The sequence below is a fragment of the Streptococcus mitis genome, from assembly GCF_019929545.1.
GTDB classification, from domain to species: Bacteria; Bacillota; Bacilli; order Lactobacillales; family Streptococcaceae; genus Streptococcus; species Streptococcus mitis_BU.
The window spans coordinates 1-9,478 of sequence record NZ_JAHZPT010000044.1 but is presented as its reverse complement, the minus strand read 5'-3'; the positions used below and the strand labels follow the sequence as shown (position 1 = coordinate 9,478).

Sequence of the window (9,478 nt, the reverse complement as noted above, 5' to 3'; positions counted from 1 at the left end):
CAGGTTATGCTATTTTTTATGCTCTAATCCTAGGTGGGGAAAGGGATTGAGGGGCTTTTGAGGGTTACAAGTTTGAGTTATTATATTGTTCGTGCCCTTAGTTTGCCAGCCTTTTTAGGTTATAGCGCCAACCAATCCTACAGTGCAAACAAGGAACGTGCCAAGGCCTCTGAGACTGATCTTCAACCTATTACAGATTATATTCAAGAACATTCTGCTAAGCCCAATCCAGACTATTTTGGCCTTGCCAAAGGGAAAAATGTGATTTATCTCCACTTGGAGAGTTTTCAGCAGTTCCTACTTGACTATAAACTCAACATAGATGGAACTGAGCATGAAGTCACTCCCTTCCTAAATTCACTCTACCATTCGCAATCAACCCTAGCCTTTTCGAATATCTTTAACCAAGTCAAGGCTGGTAAAACCTCAGATGCGGAAACCATGCTAGAGACCGGCTTGTTTGGACTTGACCAAGGTTCTTTCATGGTCAACTATGGAGGTACCAATACCCAGCAGGCTGCGCCTTTTATCCTATCAAAAAATGGCTACCAATCAAGTGCTGTCTTTCACGGTAATATCGGGACCTTCTGGAATCGAAATACGACCTATAAACAATGGGGCTACCAATACTTCTTTGATGCTTCCTATTTTACCAAGCAAGACAGTAGCAATTCTTTCCAATATGGTTTAAATGATAAAATCATGATGAAAGATTCTATTCAATATCTAGAGCACTTGCAGCAGCCTTTTTATGCCAAGTATATCACGGTGTCCAATCACTATCCTTATGCTAGCAATCTGACAGGCGATGAGCTTGGTTTCCCCTTGGCTAAAACCAAAGATGAAACAATCAACGGCTACTTCCAAACGGCTAACTATCTGGATAGTGCTATCAAGGCCTTCTTTGACTATCTCAAAGAAAGCGGCCTCTATGAAAAATCCATCATCGTCATCTACGGAGACCATTATGGAATTTCTAACTCCCGCAATCCTGACCTCGCTCCCTTGATTGGCAAGACTTCTGAGAACTGGTCGAATTACGACAATGCCATGTTGCAACGAGTGCCTTTTATGGTGGTCATGCCTGGCTATGAAAAAGGACAAATCATCAATACCTACGGTGGACAAATCGATATCTTACCAACTCTCGAACACCTCCTTGGTATTGAGTCCAATTCCTTCCTTCAGGTTGGGCAAGACCTCCTATCACCAGACCATCAAGAAATCGTTGCCTTTCGGACTGCTAATTCCTTCGTCACACCCAAATATACCAGCTACGACGGACGAACCTACTATACTGAGAGCGGTCTTGAAATCAGTAATCTTGATGAACAAGCTCAGACTGAACTAGAAATCGTTCGGCAGGCAGCCAGCCAACAGCTAAAAATCAGCGACCAAATTCAAACTGGTGATTTGATACGTTTCTACCAAGCAGATCATCTTGGAAAAGTTGATACAGAAAGTATTTCTTACCTCAATTCATTACCAATTCTTCAAAAGATTGAGCAGGAAAAAGGAAGTCAATCAACCAGTCTCTTTAGCCAACGACAAGGTAAAACCAGTACTGACCTTTTCAAAGCTCCAAGTTACCAAGAACTCCATCCAGAGTCGGCAGAAACCGAATCAAAATCACAATAAAAGATGCTCTTCCATCGTGGAGGAGCATTTCTTTTTAAAAATTTATCAAGCAAGCGATCAACTAGCTCATCTTTTTTCTATTTCTGCCAATATGCGTGATAGATAATAATGATAGCCAAAAATAGCAAGACCAAGCAGAAGGATCAGAGCTCCTACTCCCAAGCTAATGGCAAGGATAGAGGAGAGAGACCGAACCAAGAATAAGCTCCCTATTACAAGGGCCATTAGGATTGCACTATAAATAAACAATAAAACCATTGCTACTATACGATTTGAACGGTTCACCAAGTCCGTAATGCTACTCCAATTGGTTGACAGATTTTTCACGTCCTTAAGGTAATGGTGGCAAGAAAGGATGACACTGGCAAGGATCCATGCCACAAGAAGGTAAATCATCGAAAGGATGGGCAAGCCTAGATATAGAGAAAGGCCAAGTAAAGTCAGAACTGGTAAAAAGGACTGGACAGCAAAGATAATCCAAAATTTCACTTTAACATAACGAGCAAAGTCAAAGGGCAAACTCTTAAGAAAATCAACATTTTCCCTCTCCAAGGACAAGGCAATTGAATGCAGGCTGGTGATATTGTTATTGACAACTGCTATAAACAATCCTATAAAAAACAAGGGTAACCAGTATGGAGGATGAATATCTGGAACTATCTGAGAATCTCGGATTTTGGAAATTAGACCAATCATCATGAGATAAGGAAGGAAAGCACTTGTAAAAAGCACTGTAATCACGCCAGTCCCCTGTCCCAAAAGGGTGAGGTGGTAGCGTAAAACCATACGGAAAAATCCTTTTTTAGTAGTTGAAATCCTCTCCTTGCTGCGACGTTCTTTTTTGACCTTCTCCTCACTATTAAGTAGGATCACATCATAAAAACGAGGCAAAACCTTCTTTTTACTCAAGTAAAGCAAGAAGAGAGTTAGTCCTATCCAAGCGAGCAGACCCAGGATGGCTTCTATCGAAAAAGGCTCCACTGCTATTTTGTAAAAGAGATGAATAGGATAAAGAAGAGGTGGAATGTCTCTAACTCTGTCAACTATAACTCTAGAAGTCGACTGTAGAAAGAAAACAAATATTAAAGGTATGAGAACCCCTATCCCAATCATCACATTCGAAAAAATAGACTGATACTTTCTGAAGACCCTAGTCTGAGCCAAGAAATGTACTGCCACTACCATCACTAAAGTAACAGAGACAAATAATAAGGTCAAGGACAGTAGCATCAAAGGCAAGCCTAGCCAAAAAGAAGGAGCTAGCCTAATATAGAGGACTAGAAAATAAGCTAGGATTGGTACAATTCCAGGCAGAGCTGGCAAGAGGACAGACAGTCCTTTAGCGATTATAATCTCTGATTCTTTAAAGGCATAGGGTCTATACGATACCAAATCCTTACTCTCATAAAAGACATTGTAAAATGCAGTGAAAGAAGTTGAAAAGGCAAGCACCAGTAAAATAGCAACCATGCTACTAAAAAAACTTGGCATTTCCTCAAAAGGAAAACGAAAGGCTATATTTATAAACATGATGAGCATCAAGAGACTGGAAAAAATGTAAGAACTTAGGACTCTAGCGGAAACATTTACTTTTTTTCCAGGATTTTTAGCTTGCTTCTTTCGTAGGTTAGCCAGATTAGCTTCTTGAGATGAATAGAGGATATTGATATCAACTAATTTTTTAATGACCTTGAGACGCATCTGAAACCTCCTCTTTTCTACCAGCAAGGCTAAGGTAGATACTTTCTAAAGACTGGTCTGGTTGGTCTTTTCTCAAGTCCTCTACGCTACCACAATAGATCAAATGCCCCTTTTTTAAAATGGCAATGCGATCACAGACTTGCTCAGCTACCTCTAGGACATGAGTTGAAAACAAGACTGTCTTGCCTTTTTGCGCATGCTCCTTCATCATTTGCTTCAAATCAAAGGCGGCCTGGGGATCCAAACCAGTCAAGGGTTCGTCCAAAACCCAAATATCGGGATCGGATAAGAGTGCTCCGATGACAAAGACTTTCTGACGCATTCCGTGAGAAAGAGTTTCAATAACCTGATAACGATTTTCAGCAAAATCAAAAACGTTCAATAGCCTAGCTAGACTAGTCTCCAAGTCAGAGCTAGTCAGATCATAGGATGAAGCAATCAATTCCCAAAATTCATTGGCTGTTAAGCGTAAAAATAAGTCAGGCGAGTCTGCTACGTAGCCAATTTTTCGTTTAATAGCCAAGCGATTTTCCGATAACTCCTGACCGTCTACCAAAATACGACCACTGCTGGGCGAAATGATACTGACTAAGGATTTTATAGTGGTCGATTTTCCAGCTCCATTATGGCCAATCAAGCCCATAATCTCTCCATTTTCAATCTGCAGATTGAGATTGCTCAAGGCCTCTTTATCACCATACAACTTACTAACATTTTGAAATTCAATCATGAGAAATCTCCTCTCTTTATCTATGTAATTTACTATAATTATAGCGCTTTCATTTTAAAAATCAACATTTTATATAAAATAGTCAAAAACTTATTATTCAGTTTTACGCAAACGTTTGAGCTAACCGATACTTTATGATAGAATAAAGAACAAGATTGACAAGTAAGAGGAAACATCATGCAAAATCAAACACTCATGCAATACTTTGAATGGTATCTGCCCCACGACGGTCAGCACTGGACGAGTCTGGCTGAAGATGCTCAACACCTTGCTAATCTCGGTATCAGTCATGTATGGATGCCGCCAGCTTTCAAGGCTACCAATGAAAAAGATGTAGGCTATGGAGTATATGACTTATTCGACCTAGGCGAGTTTAACCAAAAAGGAACTGTCCGCACCAAGTATGGTTTTAAAGAAGACTATCTTCAAGCCATTCAAGCTCTAAAAGCACAGGGAATTCAACCTATGGCCGATGTGGTGCTCAATCACAAGGCTGCTGCTGATCACATGGAAGCCTTTCAGGTCATCGAAGTGGACCCTGTAGACCGTACAGTTGAACTTGGAGAACCCTTCACCATCAATGGCTGGACTAGCTTTACCTTCGATGGTCGCCAAGATACCTACAATGACTTCCACTGGCACTGGTACCACTTCACCGGTACAGACTATGATGCCAAACGCCGAAAGTCTGGGATTTATCTGATCCAAGGGGACAACAAGGGTTGGGCAAATGAGGAATTGGTCGATAATGAAAACGGTAACTATGACTACCTCATGTATGCCGACCTAGACTTTAAACATCCTGAAGTCATCCAAAATATCTATGACTGGGCTGACTGGTTCATGGAAACGACTGGTGTAGCTGGTTTCCGCTTGGATGCCGTTAAACACATTGACTCTTTTTTCATGAGCAATTTTATCCGTGATATGAAGGAAAAATACGGTGAGGATTTCTATGTTTTTGGTGAATTCTGGAATCCTGACAAGGAAGCCAATCTAGACTACCTTGAAAAAACAGAAGAACGCTTTGACCTTGTCGATGTTCGTCTCCACCAGAATCTCTTTGAAGCCAGTCAAGCTGGCGCAAACTATGACCTTCGCGGCATTTTCACAGATAGCTTGGTTGAACTCAAACCTTACAAGGCTGTAACCTTTGTCGACAACCACGATACCCAACGTGGTCAGGCTCTTGAGTCTACTGTTGAAGAATGGTTCAAACCAGCAGCCTATACTCTCATTCTATTACGCCAAGACGGCCTTCCATGTGTCTTTTACGGAGACTACTATGGGATTTCAGGGCAGTATGCTCAACAAGATTTCAAAGAAGTCCTTGACCGCCTCCTAGCCATCCGAAAAGATTTGACCTATGGAGAACAAAATGACTACTTTGATGATGCTAACTGTATCGGTTGGGTACGTTCAGGTGCTGAAAATCAATCCCCAATCGCAGTCTTGATTTCAAATGACCAAGAAAACACCAAATCAATGTTTGTCGGCCAAGAATGGGCTAACCAAACCTTTGTAGATTTACTTGAAAACCACCAAGATCAAGTTATAATCGATGAGGAAGGTTATGGACAATTTCCAGTCTCAGCTGCTTCGGTAAGTGTCTGGGCAGCCAATACAATCTAATACTCTTCGAAAATTAAATTCAAACCGCGTCAACGTCGCCTTGCCGTACTCAAGTACAGCCTGCGGCTAGTTTCCTAGTTTGCTCTTTGATTTTCATTGAGTATAATAGCAAATAATAACCAAGCCAGGTCCAATCAGATTTGGCTTTTTTGTATTCACAAAAAGACCTACCCAAATGGATAGATCTTTACTTGGTTACAATTTACCTGCTACTGCATCCAACAATTCTTGGATCTTAGCTTGGTCGCTTCCTCCTGCCATGGCCATGTCTGGTTTACCACCACCACGTCCATCGACGATTGGTGCCAATTCTTTGACAAGGTTTCCTGCATGAAGGTCTTTCGTCTTGCTTGCTACAAGGACATTGACTTTGTCACCGATAGCAGCAACTAGGACAAGAAGATCAGAGTAGTCTTTTTGTTTCCAGTTATCCGCAAAAGTACGAAGGGCACCAGCGTCAGATACAGATACTTGGCTAGCAATGTAACGGTGACCATTGACTTCCTTCACATCCTTGAAGATATCGCCTGCGGCTGCAGCTGCGGCTTTTTCTTTCAATTCAGCATTTTCTTTTTGAAGTTGACGAAGTTGTTCTTGAAGTCCTTCCACCTTGTGAGGGACTTCTTTAAGTTGAGGTGCTTTCAAGGTTGCTGCGACAGCTTTAAGAGCATCCTCTTGTTCACGGTAGGCTTCAAAGGCTTCCTTACCAGTCACTGCCAAGATACGGCGAGTTCCTGAACCAATCCCTTCTTCTTTGACAATCTTGAAGAGACCAATTTCAGAAGTGTTACCAACGTGGGTACCACCACAAAGTTCGATAGAGTAGTCACCGATAGTCACGACACGAACTTCCTTGCCGTATTTCTCACCAAAGAGGGCCATAGCTCCCATTTCCTTGGCAGTCTCAATATCTGTTTCAACTGTCTTCACTTCAAGAGCTTCCCAGATTTTCTCGTTGACTTGCTGCTCAATCGCACGCAATTCTTCAGCAGTTACAGCTTGGAAATGGGTAAAGTCAAAGCGAAGGAATTCAACTTCGTTAAGAGAACCTGCCTGTGTCGCATGATTTCCAAGGATGTTGTGAAGAGCAGCGTGAAGCAAGTGAGTCGCAGTGTGATTTTTCATAACACGGTGACGACGATTTGTATCAATTGCTAAAGTATATTCTTGGTTCAAGGCAAGTGGTGCAAGGACTTCAACAGTATGAAGAGCTTGTCCATTCGGAGCTTTTTGAACATTTGTCACAGTAGCCACAATCTTACCTGACTCATCCAAGATTTGTCCGTGGTCAGCGACCTGTCCACCCATTTCAGCATAGAATGGCGTTTCCGCAAAGATAAGAGAGGCAGTTCCTTCTGATACAGCTTCTACTTCTGCATTGTCAGCCACAATAGCCACCAATTTAGAAGATAATTGGCTAGCATTGTAGTTGAAGACACTTTCTACAGTGATGTTTTGAAGGGTTTCATTTTGCATACCCATTGAGCCACCCTTGACAGCTGAGGCACGCGCGCGTTCTTGCTGTTCTTTCATGGCTGCTTCAAATCCTTCACGGTCCACAGTCATACCAGCCTCTTCAGCGATTTCTTCAGTCAATTCAACTGGGAATCCATAAGTGTCATAAAGTTTGAATACATCTTGACCAGCAATGACAGATTGACCTTTTTCTTTCAAGTCTGCTACAATGCCTTGGGCAAAGTGTTGACCTGAGTGAAGGGTACGGGCAAATGACTCTTCCTCGCTCTTAACGATTTTTTCGATAAAGTCACGTTTTTCAAGCACTTCTGGGTAGTAGCTTTCCATGATTTTTCCAACAGTTGGAACGAGTTTGTAAAGGAAAGGCTCGTTGATACCCAATTTTTGACCATGCATAGAAGCACGACGGAGAAGACGACGAAGTACATAACCACGACCTTCATTTCCTGGAAGGGCACCATCACCGATGGCAAATGAAAGGGAACGGATGTGGTCAGCGATGACCTTGAAGCTCATGTTGTCGCCATCTTGGTCATAAACCTTACCAGACAATTTCTCCACTTCACGAATGATTGGCATGAAGAGGTCTGTTTCAAAGTTTGTCTTAGCCCCTTGGATAACCGCCACCAAACGCTCCAAACCAGCGCCCGTATCAATGTTCTTGTGTGGCAGTTCCTTGTATTCGCTACGAGGAACAGCAGGGTCTGCGTTAAATTGTGACAAAACGATGTTCCAGATTTCAATGTAACGGTCGTTTTCTATATCTTCTGCAAGGAGACGAAGACCGATATTTTCTGGGTCAAAAGCTTCTCCACGGTCAAAGAAGATTTCTGTATCTGGTCCAGAAGGTCCTGCACCTATTTCCCAGAAGTTGTCCTCAATAGGAATCAAGTGACTTGGATCCACTCCCACTTCAATCCAGCGGTTATAAGAATCTTTATCATCTGGATAGTAGGTCATATAAAGTTTTTCAGCTGGGAAGTCAAACCACTCAGGGCTTGTCAAAAGCTCATAAGCCCAAGTGATAGCTTCATCACGGAAGTAATCCCCGATAGAGAAATTCCCCAACATTTCAAACATGGTATGGTGACGTGCAGTCTTCCCTACGTTTTCAATATCGTTGGTACGAATAGCCTTTTGGGCATTGGTAATACGTGGATTTTCAGGGATGATAGTCCCATCAAAGTATTTCTTAAGGGTTGCTACTCCAGAGTTGATCCACAAAAGTGTTGGATCATTTACAGGAACCAAGCTTACTGATGGTTCTACTGAGTGACCTTTGGTCGCCCAGAAATCAAGCCACATTTGGCGTACTTGTGCACTAGATAGTTGTTTCATATTGTCTCCTTATTTACTTGTTTAATGTGATTGGCTTTCCAGCATTTCCACATAGTCAATCGCGACACAGAGAGAAATGACTAGGTCTGCATAAGCGTCCTCAAGGACCGTTACATTATAGGTAGATGTCAGATGGAAGAGTTCTTTCTTGATTTCCGCAATCAACTGATCGCGATCATCCAGCAATTTGAAATCCAAATCCCAGATATTGCCCTCGATACGAAGACCTAGATTATCAAACTCATACTTATCTCGCCAGAAGGTCAACTTCTTGCGAATGACAAAACTCGAGCCATCCCGAAGCTGAATCTCAAAACGAGGAAGCAAGGTCAAGATTTCTTTACTGATCTGACTGACCTGTTCACCATTATCATCATAGATGGTAAAAGTTTTGGGAATCTTAAAGAATGATCCCTCCACCTGATAGGCGATTTCTCCCCTGTCATCCTTGATAGCGAAGCGTTCTCCTCCAAGACGAAACTTTTGTTTGACAAGAAATGTTTTCATCAACACCTCCAAAAACCAAAAGACAAGCTCATATCACGAAGGGCGAAAAACCGCGGTACCACCTTCATTCAATGAACTTGTCATTCTCTTGTTCTTATGCAATTGTTAAATTGAGTAGCATGACTTCCTAGCTTAGATGGCTCGCAGCACCGCCATTTCTCTGGACTAAGATAACTGAAAATCAATTCTCAACTTTCTTATTATAACGTTTTTTTAAGCTTGCGTCAACTGGAAATGATTCCTATTTAAATAACCCATTCCCTACATCTCAGATTACTTTTTCAGAACATATTTTTTCTTACTACTATCACTCTTTTTATCCCAACTTTTATTCCAAAGTTTTGAATTGTTAAAGATAGCTTCGAAAATATTTACAAATATAAGGGCACCTCTAAAAACCTATCCAATGGACACCAAAATATGAGATAATAGCCTTATCATAAGATGAGGTTATTA

At 41.7% G+C, this 9,478-nt stretch carries 5 protein-coding genes and 1 pseudogene; 2 read left to right on the top strand and 4 right to left on the bottom strand.

Features of this window, described 5'->3' with window-relative positions; all coding sequences use genetic code 11:
* Positions 1–75 precede the first annotated feature (75 nt).
* Positions 76–1,638: pseudogene (locus K1I71_RS09130) on the top strand (LTA synthase family protein); the annotation flags it as partial.
* Positions 1,639–1,704: 66 nt separating this feature from the next.
* Here the strand turns inward: K1I71_RS09130 and K1I71_RS09125 are convergent.
* Both K1I71_RS09125 and K1I71_RS09120 read right to left on the bottom strand, forming a co-directional pair.
* On the bottom strand, positions 1,705–3,339 hold the full coding sequence (locus K1I71_RS09125) for a hypothetical protein (protein WP_223330809.1): 1,635 nt from the start codon (positions 3,337–3,339) through the stop codon (positions 1,705–1,707).
* Positions 3,320–4,069: an ABC transporter ATP-binding protein gene (locus K1I71_RS09120; RefSeq protein ID WP_223330808.1), complete on the bottom strand. Its 750-nt coding sequence runs from the start codon at positions 4,067–4,069 to the stop codon at positions 3,320–3,322. Before K1I71_RS09120 ends, K1I71_RS09125 begins: the two co-directional genes overlap by 20 nt.
* A gap of 177 nt (positions 4,070–4,246) precedes the next feature.
* Here K1I71_RS09120 and K1I71_RS09115 point away from each other — a divergent pair, with 177 nt between their 5' ends.
* Complete coding sequence (locus K1I71_RS09115) at positions 4,247–5,701, top strand: alpha-amylase (protein ID WP_223330807.1); 1,455 nt, start codon at positions 4,247–4,249, stop codon at positions 5,699–5,701.
* Positions 5,702–5,896: 195 nt separating this feature from the next.
* On the opposite strand, the gene alaS is transcribed toward K1I71_RS09115, so the two are convergent.
* Positions 5,897–8,515, bottom strand: a complete 2,619-nt coding sequence (gene alaS, locus K1I71_RS09110) for an alanine--tRNA ligase (protein WP_223330806.1) — start codon at positions 8,513–8,515, stop codon at positions 5,897–5,899.
* Between the two features lie 21 nt (positions 8,516–8,536).
* Positions 8,537–9,022, bottom strand: a complete 486-nt coding sequence (locus K1I71_RS09105; RefSeq protein ID WP_223330805.1) for an LURP-one-related/scramblase family protein — start codon at positions 9,020–9,022, stop codon at positions 8,537–8,539.
* Positions 9,023–9,478: the final 456 nt, after the last annotated feature.